Below are 17,816 nucleotides of genomic sequence, written 5' to 3' on the forward strand. Positions count from 1 at the left end.
TGCATTGAGGCAGCCCCCAAGCGCGCATGATCGCGACGTCTTGACGACGCAACAAGACCGGAATGTCGCAGCAGTCCGCTCGGCACGCTAGATGCTTGCCTGCGGCTTCCTGTTGCTCAATACGCTGTCGAGCGTACGCATCCAGTCGCCGCTATCGGTCTTGTCGGCAAGACCATCGGCCCGAAGCAGGTCCCGCAACTGCGCGTGCGCGCCCACGATGCAGAATGTGATCTGGCGCGATGCGAGCTCCTGATGAAGGTCGTGCAGCATGCGCGAACCCGCAAGGTCGATGAACGGCGAGGCCGACAGGTCACAAGCCACCAGCTTGACGTCCGGCGACGTCCGAAGCGCCGCCAGCACCGTCTCGAAGATCGTCTCGGCATTGACATAAAGGAGCGAGGTCTCCGGGCGGAACGCGATGATCCCGGTCAAGGGCTCGACGTCATCGTGTCGTGCCCGGTCGGAATAGCGCCCGCTGCCGGCTTGACGGCCCAGAAACGCGATATTGGGCTGGGACGCGCGCAACAACAGCAGGAAGATCGAGGCGACGGCCGCCAGCAGCACACCCTGCAATATCCCGAGGAACAGCACGGACACCAGCGCGATGATAGCGGCATAGAAATCGATCCGGCTGATCCGCCACATTCTGGCGAGCGCCGCAATATCGACCAGTTTGTAGACGGCTGAGAAAACGATCGCGGCGAGCACGGTCTTCGGCAGATTGGTCAGCAGGCCCGTGAAGAACAGCAGGCAGAGCGCGAGGGTTGCCGAACAGAACACCAGCGCCAGCGGCGTGCGTGCGCCGGCGGCGTCATTCACGGCCGACTGCGACAACCCGCCGGCGACGGGATAGCCATGCCCGAAGGCTGCGGCGAGATTGGCCGCGCCGAGTCCCAGAAACTCCTGCCTGACATCCAGCGCGTAACCGTGCTTTGCCGCAAAGCTTCGTGCGGCGGACACCCCTTCCACATAGGCCAGCACGAGGCATCCGGCGGCGATCGGAAAGAGATCGTCAAATTCGAGCAGACCAAAGGTCGGTAGCGAGATCGTCGGCAACCCGGTCGGGATCGGCCCGGTCACCGGCAAACCCAGCTCTGCGAGCCCGAATGCGCTGGCCGCGAGGATCGACAACGCGACCACCGCCAGCCCAACGGGCTTTCCGGGCAGTCTCTTCTCGCCGAGCAGGAGCAACACCGTCGCAGCCACACCAATGCCGAGCACCAGCGGCCTAGTATCGCCGAGCTGGCCGGCAAGCTTGATCACGCGGTCGAAGAAGTTGTGGCCGCCTCCAGCGACGCCGAACAGGCTGGGCAGCTGGCTCATGATGATGGTGAGGCCCGCTCCGGCCTTGAAGCCCACCAAAATACTATCGCTGATCAACCGCACCAGCAGGCTGAGCTTGAACAGCCAGGCGATCAGGCACAGCACTGCGACGCTGAAGGCCACGAGACTGGCAATCTGCCCATAACGCGCGGCATCGCCGCCGGCCAATATGCCGACGGCGCCGGCGATCATCAGCGAGATCGCCGAGGTGGGTCCGACCGCGAGCTGCCGGGACGAGCCCAGCAGGGCGTAGCCCGCGCCGCCGAGCAGATAGCCATAGACGCCGATCTGCGGCGGCAGACCCGCGAGCCCCGCATAGGCCAGCGACACCGGGATCGCGTAGGCCGCCAGCGTGACCCCGGCGATTGCGTCCGCCCCAAGCCAGGATGCGCGGTAGTCGGCGAGCCAGTTCGCCGGCGGAAACCAGCGCATCCAACTCGTCTCTGCCTGGATCGACATCAAGCCCGCCGTATCACGCCACAAATGGTCGCATGTGGTTGCGCCGGCGGGTCCGATGCGCGTTGATTCAGATCAAGCCTTGCAGCCTTCAATGTGCTTCTGATCTTGCGCGGCTCGATCGTCGTGACCTGCACATTTGCCAGATGACTGCCGGAGCGCATGGCATGCGTCAGCACCGCTTACGGACCCTCGCAACCGCAGCGCTGCTGTTGCTTGGCCTGACCGCTCCAGCACGCGCCGATGACCAACAGTCACCCCAGCGCATCCAGGAAGAGATCTGGGTGTTGCCGACGCCGCTGCCAATGTTCGCTTATCTGGTCCGTCCGCTCGGCGACGGTCCTTTCCCGCTGGTCATCATGAACCATGGCGTGTCACTGAACGCCAGGGATCGCAGCTTCTTCCCGCTGGTCGAATTTCGCGATGCCGCAATGTGGTTTGCACGGCGCGGCTACCTCGTGGTGGCGCCGGTCGGTACCGGCTATGGCGCGGCGGCCATCGATATTCCTGAACGCGGTCTTTATGGCCCGTTCTTCTCCAAGATCGGCAAATGCACCGATCCGAATTTCCACGATGCGGGCCTCGCCGTCGCCCAGGTCGATCTCTGGATCATTGACTACATGGCCGCCGAAAGGCGCATCGTGCCGAAGGACGTGATCGTCGTCGGACAGTCGGCCGGCGGCTGGGCGGCGATTGCCCTGTCGAGCCTCAATCCGCCGCAGGTCAAGGCCATCATCACCTTCGCGGCGGGCCGCGGCGGCCGTGTCGACGGCAAGCCCAACAACAATTGCGCTCCCGACAGACTGGTCGAAGCGACCGGCGCGTTCGGCCACACCTCGCGGGTGCCGATGCTGTGGCTCTACATCGAGAACGACACGTTTTTCGGCCCGGCCCTGTCAAAGCGAATGCACGAGGCCTTCTCGCGTGCCGGCGGTCGTGCCGAATACCGTCTTTTGCCGCCGTTCGGCGACGAAGGGCATTTCCTGATCGGCTCTCCCGATTCCATTCCCACATGGTCGCCCTTGGTCGAACGATTTCTCAACAAGGTTCGCTAGGCGGCCCTTTCCGCTGGAGGAGCATCCATGGTCCGATATGGTGCCTTGGCGAAGTCGGTGCTGCTTGCGGCCGGCATCAGTGCCGCCCACGGTCAGCAGACGCCCTCACCACCGGCTGCGGCGAAGGACGGTGGCGAGGTGGCCCCGCGGGGGACACGCCCGCCGGTACGAGATATCAAGTATGGCGAGTGGCGAAAGCTCTGCTTCAACGCTGCCGGCGCCAAGACATTATGCCGAACGACGATCACCGGCGCCTTCCCAACCGGGCAGACGGCCGTTCGCGTCGATCTGATCGAGCGAGAGGACGGCACCGACCGCGTCCAGCTATTCCTGCCGGTCGGGATGTATCTGCAGGCCGGCGTCAAGCTATCGGTAGACCAGAAGCAAGCCTATCGCCTGCCTTATACTTGGTGCGTGACCAACATGTGCATCGCGGCCGACGTCGCCGATCCCAAGCTTCTCGAGGACATGGATGGCGGAAAGACGCTCTCGATCGAGGTCGTCGACACCAGCATTCTGACGATGACGACATCGGTCCCGCTCGACCGCTTTGCGACCGTGCGCAAGGGAGCGCCCGCGCTGACGCTCGATCAAGTCATCGACGAATGATTGAGACCACTGGCCGCTAGACCACTTCGGCCAGTAGCCGTTCAATCGGTTGGATCAGCGAATTGGCCGTGAATGGCTTGGTCAGATAAGCGACGCATCCCGATGCCATTGCCGCCATGCGCGTCGCCGGGCTGTCATTTCCGGTGATGTAGATGATAGGAATTTTTATGCCCTGATCCGCCAGGCGGTGCCGCAGTTCGATCCCGGACCCATCGCTGAGATTGACGTCCAATATCAGACAAACCGCGCTGTCAAAGCTGCCATGTTTCAGTAACGCGCTTCCGGTCTCGAATAGCCTGGATGCAAATCCAAACTGCCGTAGAAGCCGTCCGATTCCACGGAGCATCGAGGGATTATCATCCACGACGAAAACGAGTTTCGCGGTCGGCAAATCCTGAAGCCTCTACCTATCGCTGAATGACCTTCGCTCGCGCATGGACAAAGGGCACGTCAAGCGGCTACCGGCGCGCAATATTCTCGCGGCCGATATCGGAGATACGCCGCGTCACAGAGCTTTCATATTGTACCATGGGACAGGAGGGGCAGAGCAGCGCGGCAGATCAAGCCTTGACTTCGCCACCGGACGCGCGCGTGCCGAGCTGCTCCGCGATCGACACCAGCTCGGCAAGCGACTGCACCTGCATCTTCTCCATGACCTGGTGACGATGCGCCTTGATCGTGCGTTCGGTCGTGCCAAGTTCGTGAGCGATCTGCTTGTTGATCCGACCGCGCACAATCAGGTCGAACACCTGCCGCTCGCGCGGGGTCAACCTCGCCAGCAGCGCGCGCAGTGAGTCGAGCCTGGTTCGCCGGCCACGAGCCAGCTCGTGCCGCGCAGCGGCGCGATTGATCGCCTCGATCAGCTGCTCCGACGCGATCGGCTTGGTCAAGAAATCTTCGGCACCTGCCTTGATCGCCTGGACTGTCGTCGCTGTATCGGCATATCCGGTCAGGAAAACGATCGGGAGCGTCGATCCCAGCTCGTTGAGGCGACGCTGCAGGTCCGGACCACTCATTCCGGGAATGCGTACGTCCAGCAGGATACAGCCGGTCTCTTCGTCGTCGGGCAATTGGCCAAGCAATTCACTGGCCGATGCATACGTAGCAACCCGATAGCCTGCAAGTTTGAGCCGGCGCTCGAGCGCTGTACGAAACGAGGCGTCGTCGTCAACTATGTGCACGTAAGCGTGCATTATTGGCTCCACCGCCTGCCGATCGCCGCTACTTATTGAATGACCATCAGCCATGGCTGAAAATACTGCGTTGGTCGTAAATCGAACCTTGCACCTCGGCAAACAAGACCCAAACGCGCTACGCCGCCAGCGGCAGTGAGAGGTGGAATACCGCGCCTCCTCCAGACTGGTTCTCGGCCCAGAGCTGGCCACTATGCGCCAGAACGATCGTCCGCGCGATGGACAGGCCAATGCCCATGCCCTGCTCCTTTGTGGTGAAGAACGGATCGAAGATATCGTTCAACCTGTCCTGGGGAATTCCCGGACCTGAATCGCAAATGGAAATCACCGCTGACGCGTCCCCATTGACCTCCGTCCGACCGATGATGGTGCGCCCGTAGGGCATTTTGGCCATCGCGTCCATGCTATTGACCACGAGGTTGAGAATGACCTGCTGCAACTGGACGGGGTCGCCTTTCACCCGCAGGGTCTGCGGCGAGGTCTGCAGGTAGATTGCGACGTTGCGCGCCGAGGCCTGCAGCTTGAGGAAATCGAATGCTTCCCGCATGGTTTGGTTGAGGTCGATCTCTTTCTTCTCAAATGGCGCACGCTTCAGCAGGCTGCGCATCCTGCGGATCACCTCGCTTGCACGCAGATCATCGCGCTTGATGTCGGAAATGATTTCCCGCACCTCCTGAAGGTCGGGTGTCGGCGAAGCGAGGATCAGCTCCGCGCTCTCGGCATTGGTCAGGATCGAGCCGAGCGGCTGGTTGAGCTCATGGGCGATCGAGGACGAGAGTTCTCCGGCTGTCGCCTGCCGATTAATATGGGCGAGCTGAGACAGGCGATTGCGGGCTTCGACTTCGGCGCTCCGCCGCATGTGACGCTCATGTAGCAGAAACGCAATCAGAGTTGTTTGAACCAATAATGCCGTGGCCAGGGCGACGGCCCGCCAACGATATTTTTCCAGGAAGGTCGGTTCGCGGAAGCGAATCTCGCTGCCTGGTGGCAGGTTGGCTTCGCTGACGTTCCAGCGCTGCATCTGCCGCCAGTTGAAAATCGGCTTCACCACATCGATGACCGACGGTGGGAGGCTTTCCGGTTCCTCGCCATCCAGAATCCGCAGCGCCCTGCCTGCTGCTTCGGCACCGACCAGGGATGGGACGATGACAAATCCGCCGATGCCGCCCGGTTCGAGGAACGTCTCCGCCGGAACCACGATGGGACGATTTGCCTTCGCCGCGACAAATGAGAGGGCATCCGAGGGCGGATAGTAGTTGCCCTTCCCGTCGCTATAGAGGCCCGTGTAGATGATCGCGCTATGGTCGGGAAGCGCTGCGACCTGCTCGACGATATCAGGCATCGGACGTGCGATGATCTCGATGATGTCGAGGCTCGGAATGCCGGCCGCGGCCTGGTCTTTCCAATTGCGAAACAGAACCTGCTGCTCCCAGTCCGCACCGACGAGCGCGACGGTCTTGAGCTCCGGCACGACGGCGCGAGCGGCCGTGACGGCATCCTTGAGCTTCGATGCCACGATGCCGCCGGTCACAAAGGCAGGCGGTCGCAATCGCTTGAAATCGGCCTCTTCGACCAGCGCAAACGCGATTGGCGTATCGGGCCAGAGCTGCGGACGCCAGTGGAGCGCAAGTTCAAGCGCAGCCGCTCCAATGGTGACCACCACGCCGATCGGCCGATCGCGATATTTTGCCTCGAGGAATCGCCGGAAATCCTCCTGATAGGCTTCGCCACCGAACCGATTGAGATCGAGGCTCTCCGTGTAGACGGTGGTCGGTGCGTGACCGTGGGCGCTCACCGCATCCCTCAAGCCAACGAACACCTGGTAGTAGAAGGGGCCACGTCGATCGGATTGGTCCAGCACCAGCATGGAATGCGGGCGCATCGGTTGCGCCTGGAGGCCGGCCGGCGCCAACAACGCAGCCAGGAGGATGACCAGGCCAGAGAGCCGAATTGCCTTGCCCATAGCGTTCGGAGCCGGAGACCAACGGGTTCAAAAAGTAGCACCCGGTTATCGCCGTGAAAATTGAAAAGTAATCTAAGATGGTGCGCATCAATTACGAACAAATTGCCGCATTTGGCGCACCCTGTCCTTTAGGACAATGACCTCAAGACCAATAGAGACTGGCCGGGCCCTGTCGTAGTCATTTGCGCGCGGACAAGCATTTCGAGCCGCCGCGGACGCTGCAACAGTCGTTACCCAAGAGAGTTAGTCCATGTTCGCTCGCGTCAATGTCAGACCGGCCAACGTACCGAGCATCCTCGGTGGGCTGACCGCCCGGCACGCCAACTGCACCACCAGCGAATTCCACTACAGGAAGGGCACCGAGATCTACGGGGAGAAGGAGCCGGCGGAGTACGTCTACCAGGTCGTTTCGGGGGCGGTCCGCAGCTACAAGCTGCTCTCCGACGGACGCCGCCAGATCGGCGCCTTTCACCTTGTCGGAGACATCTTCGGCCTCGAGAATGGCGAAACCCACCGCTTCACCGCCGAAGCCATCGTCGACACGAACGTGCACCTGATCAGGCGAATGAGCCTCGAACGCGTGGCCGATTCCGATTTCGCCCTGGCTCGCAACCTGCTGGTCATGACCACCAGCAACCTGCGACATGCCGAAGAGCACATGCTGCTGCTCGGCCGCAAGACCGCGCTAGAGCGGGTTGCCGCGTTTCTGCTCGAAATGGATCGCCGGCTGACCGGAGTCGGCGTCGTCGCCTTGCCGATGTGCCGGCGCGATATTGCCGACTATCTCGGGCTGACGCTCGAAACCGTGTCACGTGCGCTCTCCAAGCTGCACGCCTACGGCGCGCTCAACTTCCTTGGCTCGAACCAGCGCGAAATCATGCTGGTTGACCGCGACCAGCTGTCCAGGCTGGACAACTAGCCGACGTCAGGGGGATTTCGTCAGCGCCGCCTGGCGCTCGATGGTCTTTTGCAACACTTCGAACAAGACCGCGGTCGACCACCCGAACATGAGAATGCCGTTCATGGCCGCCATCGGCCCGATCAACAGCCACTGCTTGACCGGGATGACGTCGCCATAGCCGAGCGTGGTGTAGTTCACGAAGGCGAAATACAGCAGATTGCTGCCGGCGGGCGCGGCGCCGAGCACCCAATAGGCCACGCTCCACACCACGATCTCGAGCGTGTGAGCCAGCATCAGCGCAAGCGCGGTTGCGACCATCACACCGCTGAGCTGCAGCCCCGCCCGGCCGGCCGCGCTCAAGGCAACGTTGCGAAGCAACCCGATGGCCGCGACTGTCCAGAGCGAATGGATCGCGATGTTGATCGCGCTCACCGCCGATCCCACGAGGAGCTGAAACAGCATCATCGCTCTCCCGCCAGCCGGGCGCGATCGTCCCGGATCCATGCCGTGATCAATTCCCAGGCGACCGCGAGAATGATTGGACCGATGAACAGGCCCACGATGCCGTGGGCAAGCGTGCCGCCGATCACGCCGACGAAGATGACGAGCGCCGGCGTGGTCAGGCCCCGCCCCATCACCAGCGGCTTCAGCACATTGTCGAGGACGCCGACGACCAGGAAGAAGAACGTGAGGGCGAGCGCCGTCGGGAAGTCCTTGGCCGACCATAGCCAGATGATGACCGGAAACAGCACGATTGCCGCCCCGATCTGCACGATCGCGAGCAGCATCACGACAAACGCCAGCAGCCCAGCGCTCGGGATCCCCGCCAGCTTGAAGCCAATGCCGGCCAGCAGCGATTGCAGGACGGCGACGCCGATGACGCCGCGGGAGACCGCCCGGATGGTCGCACCTGCGAGATCGAGGAAGTGCTCGCTCTGCTCCGGCACGATGCGGGACAGGAAGCTCCGGCACGCCGCTGCAAGCTGCGAGCCATACGGAAACAGAAACCCTGCCACGACGACCGCCAGCAGAAACTTCACCATCCCGATCCCGGCATTGCTGGCAAACGCAAACAGGGTCCCGGCCAATGGCTTCAGATGCGGCACGACCTCGCGCAGCACGGCGCGCAAATTGGTCGACGCCCGGTCCCAGATCTCATAGAGTGGGTCGCCGATCAGCGGCCAATCCTTGACCTCCGCCGGCGGCGACGGCACAACAACGTTGCCGGCGCCCAGTTGTTCGGCGAGCTCCTTCATCCCCTCTACCGCTCCGATTCCGAGCCAGGTCGCCGGCCCGATGACGACTCCCAGAGAGATCAAGGTCAGCACGAGCGCCGCGATGCCGGCATGGCCGCCGAGCACTGCTGCGAGCCAGGTGTAGACGGGATAGAGCGCGACCGCGAGCACCACGCTCCAGGCCAGGATCGGCACGAACGGGCTGACCAGGACGAACGACCAGTAGATCAACAGCGCCAGCAATCCGAGGCGAATTGCGAGCTGGATGAACTCGTCTCCGGTCACGAGCTGGCGCAGGGTTTTCAAGAGCGTGCTTTCGATTGAGCATCAGCAGCTACGTGGGAAGCGGTGCCATCGCCTTGCCGCGCACGGCTTGATTCAGATCAAGTGTGACGTGTCCGGACTTTCGCCGCAGAGGCGGCCCCGGTTCGGGGGCAGGAATCGGGGCCGCTCCGACTTCGCCGGGATGCATTCGCGATCGGGATCACTAGCGCGATCGCGCCCCCATCAGGCGGCGCCTGCCTATCCGAGGCAATCGTCCCAAGCTGCAGGATCAATCGTCCGCACCGCCCCCGCGCCACTTTGATTCAAATCAAGCTTCGGCCGGCCGCGGCTGACAGGCTCGGCCTGCTCATGGATCGGAAAGCCGCTCTCGATTTGGCTGCTTCGATCGCGACTGGCTGTGTCACCCCCGATGTGGAGGACGTCATGAAGAACACCAAGACCTTGCCGGCCTTGATCCTGCTTGCGAGCATGGTCGGCATTGGCGCGGGCCAGGCGGCGCCACTGCCGACCAACGTCGCGGCCATGAAGGGCATGGTCGAGACCAATACCGCCCTTCAGGTGCGCTGGGGCGGCTGGGGCGGCTGGCGCGGCGGCGGCTGGGGCTATCGCGGTTGGCGAGGCTACGGCGGCTGGGGAGGCTATCGTGGATGGGGCTATCGAGGCTGGGGTGCAGCGGCCGCCGGAGCGATCGTTGGCGGAGCCATCGCGAGCTCGGCCTACTATGGCGGGTATCCCTACTATGGCGGCGGATACGGCTATGGCGGCGGCTATGGCTACGACTATTGCCCGCCGGGCGGCGGCTATGGCTATTACGCTCGGCCACGCTACTATTACGGATGGTAGTGCCGCCTTTACGTGCCAGGCCGGTCTTCGGTGACGTCACCGCAGGCCGAGCAGCGAACGCCGGTAGCCGCTTTCGCGCGCTTCATTCCTGCACACGAAGCCGCCATCGAAGCCCCTGGCATAGCGGCGTTGCCCTTTGAGGTAGTAGCGTCCGCGCCGAAAATCGAGCCAGACCACGCTATCGCCGGGGCAATGCCGCTGAGCCTGGGCTTCATAGCGGAACGGCGTCAGCGGCAGCGCCGCCGCCGGTTGCGCGCAGCAAAACAGGAAGGTCGCGGCGCAGGCCCCGACGCCCAATTTGGCCGCCAGACGGTCTCGACGTCCGCTCGACTTTTCAGCCAGTTCGAAGTGCATTCATTGCCGCCGGGAATGATCCGTGTCGCGCTGGAGACGATAGCTCATATTGTCAGAGCTTCGCGGGCGGAGCACCTCAGAACAGCGATTTCAGCACCACGCACGGCGAACAAGAGGCGCGCTCAGGACGATAGCAATCCAAAGGCGATCGCCGCGGTCGACAGCATCCCGGCCGTCACGACCGCGACCGTGAAGGCAATATCGCCGTCGGCCGCTGCAAGCCAGCGACGCAGCCACTTGCGCAAGCCAGCCGGCTGGCTTGCGCCAGGCACTCGCCGGAATCTGTCACTGGCATATCCCATGACTGCCATTGTAGATCGCGGCGGAATGGAGAGACCAGTGCAGCTTGTGCCAAGCAATCAGGATCACGTGCGGCGGCTTGACTGACCCAATTGAGCCATACGAGCCGGCTCGGCCCAAGGCCCGCTCAACCAGCGCCCTAGCCTCCCTTCGAGCCGGCGGCGTTCCGCATCGGACGTTCCTGCTCCGACGCGCTCTTCGAGGGCGCCGCGCCGCAGATGGAGCTACGCCTTGAATCCGCGGTCGCCGTGCGAGCGGTGCGGTCAAACGGATTCCGCTCCATGACCTTCAGCGAAACGAGCTCTTCCTTGTTCAAAAAGGAGATCTTTCCCGGCGGAGTCATCACCATCCTGCCGATGGCCGACGGAGGAATACGGAGCTTGGCCGACAACCTCGCAAGCTTGATCGTATCACGAATCGTTCGACTGTCCTCGTTGCCGTGTAAATTGGAAACCGAATGGACGCCGATCTTGGCATTTGGCGCCACATAGCGCTTCCTGCTCGCCAGGAAGATAAAAGCGCATGCCGAGTCGCATTCTCCGGAAACATAACTGGCGATCTGCTTCTGGTGCGCGAGCATGGCGATTCGGAAGCCTTCGTAGAGAGATCCACCTCGGGAATCGAGATCGAGGCCAACGATCCGGCGTTCAGTCGCCAGATATCCGCGAAAGCGGACAAAGTCCCCATCCCTGATATCTCCACTGAGCTTCAAGACATCTCCAAAACACCCTTGGACGCGGGAAAACTCCATCGCGAGACAATCCGTCGAGGTCAGCACGACCGCGACGCTCAAAACGCATCCTGCAATCCGCATCGAGCGAACTGCAGGCGCTCGAGAATGAAGCTGACCCGTTGCGACATCGCTTCGGCATGGCCGCAACCCATGCGCGGCGCGCCGGCTGTTTGCGTCGCCGTCGATAAATGTCGCGCGGAGGACCCTCAAAGCGTGCTTCCAGGCTGCCACGGCGCTCCCCATTGGACCCGGGACCTCACACGATAAACAGAGCATCGGAGCGCATCGTGGGTTGATCTGAATCAAACCCAATTCAGCAAGCGCGCAGGCGGGAGCGCCATTTTGACTTCTGGAGAGGGGACGCTGGCCCTCACGCGCACACTCTGTGCCGAGAGCAAACATCATCTACCGACTTTAAGATCAGCCAGTCCAACCCAGTGCCGGGTCACGGAGAATTTCCACATTAAGTCATTAGTTCTATTCATCTATTTTCGGCACCCGATGCTTGCGGGGATTGGGGCGAGGGAGGAATTCCATTAGGCTCAAATTGCGCGATCAATCCATCCCTCCACGCACACTGCCAGGCAACCTAACACGGGATGCGACGTCTCGATGGTGCGGCGTCCCGAAAGCCGCCGCTTGCGCCCCCATGGCTTGGGCGCTGGCTGCTCACGCGCACGGGACAGCGCTGTTCGCGACGCGCCATCTTGTGTAGACTTTCACGGCATCCCGATCAGTTTGGGAGAACGACAATGAAAGTCTTCTTGCTCGCCTGCGTCGTCGCCGTCGTCGTGGCGACGATCGGGGCGTTGGCGCTAGATCGCGTGCAAGAGCCGGTCGCACAGGCCTTTGCGACGACGGGCGTACGGCTGTAGCAAGTTCGCGTTCAACGGCTGCGCGCCCTACTCCGCTGCGGTGACGGAGGGCTGGGGTCGGGCATCGCGCGCATTCTCCTCCTCAAGCCAGAGGCTGTGGTGCTCCCTGGCCCAATTGACATCGACGGTGCCGCTTCCCATCGCCTCGAACGCGCCTTCCATGCCGATCGTGCCGATATAGATGTGCGCCAGCATCACTGCCGTAAAGAGCACCGCCACGATGGAGTGGACGATCTGCGCGAGCTGCATCCCTTCGATGCCTGACAGGTAGAACGGGAACATCAGCGCATATCCCGTCGCCGCCACCAGACCTCCGCCAATGACCACGATCCAGTAGACCGCCTTCTGGCCGGCGTTGAAGCGATAGGCCGGCGGATGATCGTGCCCGACGATGCCACCGCCGCGCTTGATCCAGTCGACATCGACCTTGTTCGGGATATTGCCGGCGATCCACATCAGGAAGATCAGCACCACGCCAATGGTGAACGGAAAGCTGAGATAGTTATGAGCATATTTCGCCCATTGCGACCATTCGGAAAACGCCTCGTAGCCGGTCAACGGCAGCAGCAACGGACGTCCAAAAGTGACGTTCAACCCCGAGATCGCCAGAATGATGAAGCAAGTCGCCGTCATCCAGTGCACGAAGCGCTCGAATGCGGAAAAGCGCACGATGGTCCGGCCGGAACGCCCGCTCTGTAGTCGCACCATCCCGCGGCTGAGATAGAAGATGACCAGCCCCGCGAGCATGCCAAGAATCGCGATGCCGCCGATCCAGCGCAGCGTCACGTTCCGGAACTCGCGCCATTCACGGCCCGCCGGCTGTTCGAGAACGCCCGAGCGCTGGTCGGGAATGCTGACGCGTCCCTGCACCCGGTTCAGTTCCTGCAGCAGCTGTTGCTCCTTGACCGAACTCGCGGTCGGATTGACCTGCTGGGCGATGGACGGGGAAGCCGCGGAGACGAGCAGCAGGAGTCCAGCCACGCCAATGACGAGCCGAACAAATCGTGCAAAACACGCCATAAGGTCCTCCCGATATCGACGCGACCCGCGCCAGGCCGTCGTCAGGACTCGATCGTCTCGCGATAGGCGGTCTTCCAGCCCCATGCGCCTGAGCCGTAGCCGCGCTTCAGCACGCGCTCCCTATAGATCTGGGCAATGATCTCGCCGTCGCCGGCGAGCAGCGACTTGGTCGAGCACATTTCCGCGCACAGCGGCAGCTTGCCTTCGGCAAGCCGGTTCGCACCGTATTTCTCGTATTCTTCCTTGCTGCCATCGGCCTCGGGGCCGCCGGCACAATAGGTGCATTTATCCATTTTTCCGCGCGAGCCGAAATTGCCGACCTTCGGATATTGCGGCGCGCCGAACGGACAGGCGTAGAAGCAGTAGCCGCAGCCGATGCAGAGATCCTTGGAGTGCAGGACCACGCCGTCGGCGGTGGTATAGAAACAGTTCACCGGGCACACCGCCGCACAGGGCGCATCCGTGCAGTGCATGCAGGCCATCGAGACCGAGCGTTCGCCCGGCTTGCCGTCGGCGATGGTGACGACCCGGCGGCGGTTGATGCCCCAGGGGACCTCGTGCTCGTTCTTGCAGGCCGTGACGCAGGCGTTGCACTCGATGCAACGGTCGGCGTCGCAGAGAAATTTCATACGTGCCATCGTCGTTGCTCCTTATGCCGCCGCGATCTGGCAGAGAGTGACCTTGGGCTCCTGCATGCCCGTCGCGGGATCGTATCCATAGGTCGTGATCGTGTTCGCGCTTTCGCCGAGCACGATCGGATCGGTGCCCTTCGGGTAGTTGCCGCGAAGATCCTTGCCCGCAAGCCAGCCGCCGAAATGGAACGGCATCCAGGCAACGCCCTTGCCGACCCGCTCGGTGACGAGTGCCTTCATCCTTGCCCTGGAATTGTTCTCGGCGCCGGTGACCCAGACCCAGCCGCCGTCCTTGACACCGCGATCGGCCGCATCAGCGGGATTGATCTCGATGAACATGTCCTGCTGCAATTCGGCGAGCCACGGGTTCGTGCGCGTCTCCTCGCCGCCGCCCTCATATTCGACCAGACGGCCGGACGACAGGATCAGCGGGAACTGTTTTGCAATGCCCTTCTCCACTGCGGCCTTCTGCACGGAGAATCCGATATTGGGCATCCGGAACTGCTTGGCGTCGGGCAACGTCGGGTATTTGGCGACGAGATCGACGCGTGGCGTATAGATCGGCTCGCGGTGAACCGGGATCGGATCCGGCAAGCCGAAGGCATTCATGCGCGCCTTGCCGTTGCCGTAGGGTACGCAGCCATGCGCCAGCGCGACGCGCTGAATGCCGCCCGACAGATCGAGCGACCACGACACTGTATCCGGATTGGCCGGATTGATCTTGTTGATCACGGCCATTTCCGCTTCGGTGAGCTCGCTGTCCCAGCCGAGCTTCTTCAGGCTCGCCAGCGTGAATTCCGGATAGCCATCCTGGATTCCCGACCCCAACGAATACGAGCCGTCCGCGAGCAGGCTCACCTTCCGCGTCGTGCCATCCGGCAGCTTCTCCTCGCGCTCGACGCCGAACCGCGGCCGGAACGTGCCGCCGCCGTCCATCACGTGCAGATTGGTGTTGTAGAGCAGCGGCGTGCCGGGGTGCTTGACCCCGGGCGATCCCCAGCACGGCCAAGGCAAGCCGTAATAGTCGCCGCCAACCTCGGGATCGTCCTTCGGCGCCCGCATCGTCAGCATGTCGAACTTCGCCTGGTTCTTCATGTGCGCCTTGAGGCGCTCTGGCGATTGTCCGCAATAGCCGGTCGACCAGCTGCCGCGGTTCATCTCGCGCAGCACGTCCTCGGCCTCCGGCAGGTTGTTCTCGACCTTGATCTTCTTGAACATCTGGTCGGCGAAGCCGAGCTTCTTCGCCATCAGATAGATGATTTCGAGATCATCCTTCGACTCGAAGATCGGCTTCACGATCTGCTCGCCCCATTGCAGCGAGCGGTTGGAAGCGACGCGCGACCCCTTGCACTCGAACTGCGTGGCAACCGGGAGAATGTAGACGCCATCCGTGCGTCCCGCCTCGACCGCGAGCGAGGCCCAGGTCGTCGGATGCGGATCGGCGATGACGAGCAGCTCGAGCGCCTTCAGGCCGTTGAGGGATTCAGGGATACGGGTGATGCTGTTGGAGGCGTGTCCCTGCACGAACACCGCCTTCACGTTGTCTTTCTGGGCGACCTGCTCCTTCGGCAACGTCACCGCTTCGAACCAGCGGGTCAGCGGAATGCCGGGGGTTTCCATGATCTGCTTGGAATCGAACCGCGACTTCAGGAAGTCATAATCGACCTCCCAGACCCGCGACCAGTGCTTCCAGGCGCCCTCGGCGAGGCCGTAGTAGAACGGCAGCGTGACGATATCGAGCCCGACATCGGTCGCGCCCTGCACGTTGTCGTGGCCTCGGAAGATGTTGGCGCCGGCGCCGGCCTTGCCGACATTGCCGGTCATCAGCAGCGCGATGCAGCTCGCCCGCACATTGGCGGTGCCGACGGTCTTCTGCGTCTGGCCCATGGCCCAGATCAGCGTTGCCGGCTTCTCGGTGGCGAACATCTTGGCGACGCGCCTGAGCTGCTCGCCGGGAATCCCGGTGACGCGCTCGACTTCGTCAGGAGGCCATTTCTCGACCTCCTTCTTGAGGTCGTCGAAACCGTAGACGCGTTGCCGGATGAACTCCTTGTCCTCCCAGCCGTTCTGGAGGATGTGCCACATCATGCCGTAGAGCACCGGAATGTCGGTACCCGGCCGCATCCGCACATATTCGGTCGCGTGCGCGGCGGTGCGCGTCAGGCGCGGGTCAATGACGATGAAGTTGGCCCTTTGCAGCTCCTTGCCCTCGAGCAGATGCTGCAGCGAGACGGGATGCGCCTCGGCCGGATTGCCGCCCAGGATGACCTGCGTCTTCGCATTGCGGATGTCATTGTAGCTGTTGGTCATCGCGCCGTAGCCCCAGGTGTTGGCGACGCCGGTGACGGTGGTTGAATGGCAGATGCGGGCCTGGTGATCGGTATTGTTGGTGCCCCAGAACGCGCCGAGCTTGCGGAACAGGTAGGCGCCTTCGTTGGTCATCTTGGCCGAGCCGAGCCAATAGACGGAATCAGGACCCGATTTCTCACGGACAGCCTGCAGCTTGTCGCCGATCTCGTTGATCGCGGTGTCCCAGGGGACGCGGGTCCACTGCCCGCCCACCAGCTTCATCGGATAGCGCAGCCGCCGCTCGCTGTGCACGAGTTCACGCACGGACGCGCCCTTGGCGCAATGCGAGCCGCGATTGATCGGCGAATCCCAGCTCGGTTCCTGGCCGATCCATACCCCGTTCAAGACCTCGGCCGTCACCGTGCACCCAACCGAACAATGCGTGCAGATGCTCTTGCGGACGGTTGCGCCCGCCGTAAGCGGTCCGGCCACCGCGGCTTCCGCCTTGCGCACGCTGCCGAGCGGCAAGGTGCCGAACGCGGCAAGCGCGCCGCCGGCAAGACCGGATTTGCGCAGGAAGCTGCGGCGGTCGAGGCCACCGGCTTGATCTGCAGAGGAGCTGGCGGCGGAGCCTTGGCGCAGGGAACGCTGGTTTGTTCGCTTGATCAGCACGGTCAACCTCCCTTGGCCGGATAACGATTGACGCGGTAGAACGCCTTGACGTGATCGGTTTCCTTGTAGCGCGCCTTGCGCTTCTCATCGTTGGTTTCGCTGTCAGCTTGCGCAGCCCCGACCAGCGGCGTTGCGAGTGTCGCGCCGGCGCCCGCCGTGCCGACGCCGACCTTGCGCAGGAAATCGCGGCGCCCGACTGTGGTTGTCCTGTCTTCACTCATCGCATCTCTCCTGGACCTGCGGATGCGGGTCAGTTCGCGAACGTGAATGCTTCTGTCTCAATTTCGATAAAGGCGCGACCGAGCGCACCGACCGCACGATAGAAGACGGCGCTCTCCGCGCGCTCGATGTCGGCGAACAGCCGCCCCATCCATGGCGCGACGTGTTTGCCGAAGAAGGCGCGCTGCGTGTCGAACGGCGCCGGGAAACGCCCTCCCGCGAAGCCTGCCATGATCTCGCACAGGATCGCCGCGTGATCTTCCGGCTCGGAATTGTTCGCGATGCGCTCGATCCCGGACGCCGCGAGGTCGGCGCGCAGGCGCGACAGCGGCCGCTCGTTGAGAAAGCCGGTGAGATAATAGGAGGCGTAGGGCAAGAGCTCGCCGCGGCCGAGACCTGTGAACAGCTCGAAATATTCGCGTTCGACTTTCGCTGGGACTGCATTGGCGGCGGCTGCGGCGAGCCCGGCATGCGCACGCCCGAGCGGCGTCGCGTCGACGGCCAATGCAGCAAGTTGATCGAGCAGTTCCCCTGAGGGAGCGGCGGACAAGAGAGTTGCGAGCAGCAGATATTCCTGCGCACGTGCGACATCGACAGAATCGATCGGTGCTTCAGCGTTAAGCGGCTCGCTGTACAGATCAGGCCGTAAATTATCGCGCGATATGCCGGTGGCGGCTTCGACAGCGATCACCCGTTGCGCGGGCACCTTGCTCCAGTTCGAAACAGAGGGCTGGCTGATGCCGATTTTTCGCGCAAGCTCCGCAACGCCGCCAGCAGCGTCAATGGCTCGCTCAAGGCCAGCATCACGCACGTGGACCTCCATCCAAGTCCCGTCTGCTGATTTTGCTTTTGTTACAAA

General features: G+C 62.7%; 19 protein-coding genes. 5 read left to right on the forward strand and 14 right to left on the reverse strand.

Going from position 1 to position 17,816, the window contains the following annotated elements:
• Positions 1-87: 87 nt before the first annotated feature.
• Positions 88-1,782 (reverse strand): SulP family inorganic anion transporter, encoded by a 1,695-nt coding sequence (locus JEY66_RS28095; RefSeq protein ID WP_018270989.1) that lies wholly within the window; start codon positions 1,780-1,782, stop codon positions 88-90.
• A gap of 164 nt (positions 1,783-1,946) precedes the next feature.
• On the opposite strand from JEY66_RS28095, the gene JEY66_RS28100 reads away from it, so the two are divergent.
• Positions 1,947-2,834, forward strand: coding sequence for an alpha/beta hydrolase family protein (locus tag JEY66_RS28100; protein WP_026192601.1), 888 nt, complete (start codon positions 1,947-1,949; stop codon positions 2,832-2,834).
• A gap of 27 nt (positions 2,835-2,861) precedes the next feature.
• Positions 2,862-3,443, forward strand: coding sequence for an invasion associated locus B family protein (locus JEY66_RS28105; RefSeq protein WP_018270987.1), 582 nt, complete (start codon positions 2,862-2,864; stop codon positions 3,441-3,443).
• A gap of 16 nt (positions 3,444-3,459) precedes the next feature.
• On the opposite strand, the gene JEY66_RS28110 is transcribed toward JEY66_RS28105, so the two are convergent.
• From JEY66_RS28110 to JEY66_RS28120, 3 genes are all read right to left on the reverse strand, one after another.
• Positions 3,460-3,834 carry a response regulator gene (locus tag JEY66_RS28110; protein ID WP_018270986.1) on the reverse strand — a complete coding sequence of 125 codons (375 nt, stop codon included), beginning with the start codon at positions 3,832-3,834 and terminating at the stop codon, positions 3,460-3,462.
• Positions 3,835-4,003: 169 nt separating this feature from the next.
• The gene (locus tag JEY66_RS28115) at positions 4,004-4,636 is read right to left on the reverse strand and encodes a response regulator transcription factor (RefSeq protein WP_075968889.1); all 633 of its coding nucleotides are present in this window, start codon (positions 4,634-4,636) and stop codon (positions 4,004-4,006) included.
• A gap of 118 nt (positions 4,637-4,754) precedes the next feature.
• Positions 4,755-6,599 (reverse strand): sensor histidine kinase, encoded by a 1,845-nt coding sequence (locus JEY66_RS28120; protein ID WP_018270985.1) that lies wholly within the window; start codon positions 6,597-6,599, stop codon positions 4,755-4,757.
• Positions 6,600-6,849: 250 nt separating this feature from the next.
• Here JEY66_RS28120 and JEY66_RS28125 point away from each other — a divergent pair, with 250 nt between their 5' ends.
• Positions 6,850-7,518: a helix-turn-helix domain-containing protein gene (locus JEY66_RS28125; RefSeq protein WP_016842217.1), complete on the forward strand. Its 669-nt coding sequence runs from the start codon at positions 6,850-6,852 to the stop codon at positions 7,516-7,518.
• A 6-nt stretch (positions 7,519-7,524) separates the two neighbouring features.
• Here the strand turns inward: JEY66_RS28125 and JEY66_RS28130 are convergent, their stop codons facing one another.
• A complete protein-coding gene (locus tag JEY66_RS28130; protein WP_026192598.1) occupies positions 7,525-7,962 on the reverse strand; it encodes a potassium channel family protein in 438 nt (145 codons plus the stop codon).
• A complete protein-coding gene (locus JEY66_RS28135; protein WP_018270983.1) occupies positions 7,962-9,041 on the reverse strand; it encodes an AI-2E family transporter in 1,080 nt (359 codons plus the stop codon). The genes JEY66_RS28130 and JEY66_RS28135 overlap by 1 nt, the downstream gene beginning before the upstream one ends.
• Positions 9,042-9,443: 402 nt before the next feature.
• On the opposite strand from JEY66_RS28135, the gene JEY66_RS28140 reads away from it, so the two are divergent.
• The gene (locus tag JEY66_RS28140; protein ID WP_026192597.1) at positions 9,444-9,863 is read left to right on the forward strand and encodes a hypothetical protein; all 420 of its coding nucleotides are present in this window, start codon (positions 9,444-9,446) and stop codon (positions 9,861-9,863) included.
• 36 nt (positions 9,864-9,899) lie between these two features.
• Here the strand turns inward: JEY66_RS28140 and JEY66_RS28145 are convergent, their stop codons facing one another.
• From JEY66_RS28145 to JEY66_RS28155, 3 genes are all read right to left on the reverse strand, one after another.
• Positions 9,900-10,217, reverse strand: a complete 318-nt coding sequence (locus JEY66_RS28145) for a hypothetical protein (RefSeq protein WP_018270981.1) — start codon at positions 10,215-10,217, stop codon at positions 9,900-9,902.
• Positions 10,218-10,339: 122 nt separating this feature from the next.
• Positions 10,340-10,489, reverse strand: a complete 150-nt coding sequence (locus JEY66_RS28150) for a hypothetical protein (protein ID WP_157183447.1) — start codon at positions 10,487-10,489, stop codon at positions 10,340-10,342.
• Between the two features lie 167 nt (positions 10,490-10,656).
• Entirely contained in the window at positions 10,657-11,310 is a 654-nt protein-coding gene (locus JEY66_RS28155) for an ATP-dependent Clp protease proteolytic subunit (RefSeq protein WP_018270979.1), read from the reverse strand.
• Between the two features lie 692 nt (positions 11,311-12,002).
• On the opposite strand from JEY66_RS28155, the gene JEY66_RS45185 reads away from it, so the two are divergent.
• Positions 12,003-12,125 carry a hypothetical protein gene (locus JEY66_RS45185; protein WP_016842209.1) on the forward strand — a complete coding sequence of 41 codons (123 nt, stop codon included), beginning with the start codon at positions 12,003-12,005 and terminating at the stop codon, positions 12,123-12,125.
• A gap of 27 nt (positions 12,126-12,152) precedes the next feature.
• Here JEY66_RS45185 and JEY66_RS28160 read toward each other — a convergent pair whose 3' ends face one another.
• Genes JEY66_RS28160 through JEY66_RS28180 form a run of 5 tightly spaced genes read right to left on the reverse strand, consistent with a single transcriptional unit; the run spans position 12,153 to position 17,768 of the window.
• Positions 12,153-13,145 (reverse strand): formate dehydrogenase subunit gamma, encoded by a 993-nt coding sequence (locus JEY66_RS28160; protein ID WP_026192596.1) that lies wholly within the window; start codon positions 13,143-13,145, stop codon positions 12,153-12,155.
• A 41-nt stretch (positions 13,146-13,186) separates the two neighbouring features.
• A complete protein-coding gene (fdh3B, locus tag JEY66_RS28165) occupies positions 13,187-13,783 on the reverse strand; it encodes a formate dehydrogenase FDH3 subunit beta (protein WP_026192595.1) in 597 nt (198 codons plus the stop codon).
• 12 nt (positions 13,784-13,795) lie between these two features.
• Positions 13,796-16,738: a formate dehydrogenase subunit alpha gene (locus JEY66_RS28170; protein WP_026192594.1), complete on the reverse strand. Its 2,943-nt coding sequence runs from the start codon at positions 16,736-16,738 to the stop codon at positions 13,796-13,798.
• A 2-nt stretch (positions 16,739-16,740) separates the two neighbouring features.
• Positions 16,741-16,959, reverse strand: a complete 219-nt coding sequence (locus tag JEY66_RS28175; protein ID WP_016842205.1) for a twin-arginine translocation signal domain-containing protein — start codon at positions 16,957-16,959, stop codon at positions 16,741-16,743.
• A gap of 29 nt (positions 16,960-16,988) precedes the next feature.
• Positions 16,989-17,768, reverse strand: a complete 780-nt coding sequence (locus JEY66_RS28180; protein WP_026192593.1) for a Cro/CI family transcriptional regulator — start codon at positions 17,766-17,768, stop codon at positions 16,989-16,991.
• Between the last annotated feature and the right edge of the window lie 48 nt (positions 17,769-17,816).

The organism is Bradyrhizobium elkanii USDA 76 (assembly GCF_023278185.1).
Taxonomy (GTDB): Bacteria; Pseudomonadota; Alphaproteobacteria; order Rhizobiales; family Xanthobacteraceae; genus Bradyrhizobium; species Bradyrhizobium elkanii.

Excerpts from the sequence above, each read along its gene's own strand:
- JEY66_RS28095 (WP_018270989.1), bottom strand. The coding sequence starts at position 1,782 with ATGTCGATCCAGGCAGAGACGAGTTGGATGCGCTGGTTTCCGCCGGCG.
- JEY66_RS28100 (WP_026192601.1), top strand. The coding sequence starts at position 1,947 with ATGCGTCAGCACCGCTTACGGACCCTCGCAACCGCAGCGCTGCTGTTG.
- JEY66_RS28105 (WP_018270987.1), top strand. The coding sequence starts at position 2,862 with ATGGTCCGATATGGTGCCTTGGCGAAGTCGGTGCTGCTTGCGGCCGGC.
- JEY66_RS28115 (WP_075968889.1), bottom strand. The coding sequence starts at position 4,636 with ATGCACGCTTACGTGCACATAGTTGACGACGACGCCTCGTTTCGTACA.
- JEY66_RS28120 (WP_018270985.1), bottom strand. The coding sequence starts at position 6,599 with ATGGGCAAGGCAATTCGGCTCTCTGGCCTGGTCATCCTCCTGGCTGCG.
- JEY66_RS28125 (WP_016842217.1), top strand. The coding sequence starts at position 6,850 with ATGTTCGCTCGCGTCAATGTCAGACCGGCCAACGTACCGAGCATCCTC.
- JEY66_RS28130 (WP_026192598.1), bottom strand. The coding sequence starts at position 7,962 with ATGCTGTTTCAGCTCCTCGTGGGATCGGCGGTGAGCGCGATCAACATC.
- JEY66_RS28140 (WP_026192597.1), top strand. The coding sequence starts at position 9,444 with ATGAAGAACACCAAGACCTTGCCGGCCTTGATCCTGCTTGCGAGCATG.
- JEY66_RS28145 (WP_018270981.1), bottom strand. The coding sequence starts at position 10,217 with ATGCACTTCGAACTGGCTGAAAAGTCGAGCGGACGTCGAGACCGTCTG.
- JEY66_RS45185 (WP_016842209.1), top strand. The coding sequence starts at position 12,003 with ATGAAAGTCTTCTTGCTCGCCTGCGTCGTCGCCGTCGTCGTGGCGACG.
- JEY66_RS28160 (WP_026192596.1), bottom strand. The coding sequence starts at position 13,145 with ATGGCGTGTTTTGCACGATTTGTTCGGCTCGTCATTGGCGTGGCTGGA.
- fdh3B (WP_026192595.1), bottom strand. The coding sequence starts at position 13,783 with ATGGCACGTATGAAATTTCTCTGCGACGCCGACCGTTGCATCGAGTGC.
- JEY66_RS28175 (WP_016842205.1), bottom strand. The coding sequence starts at position 16,959 with ATGAGTGAAGACAGGACAACCACAGTCGGGCGCCGCGATTTCCTGCGC.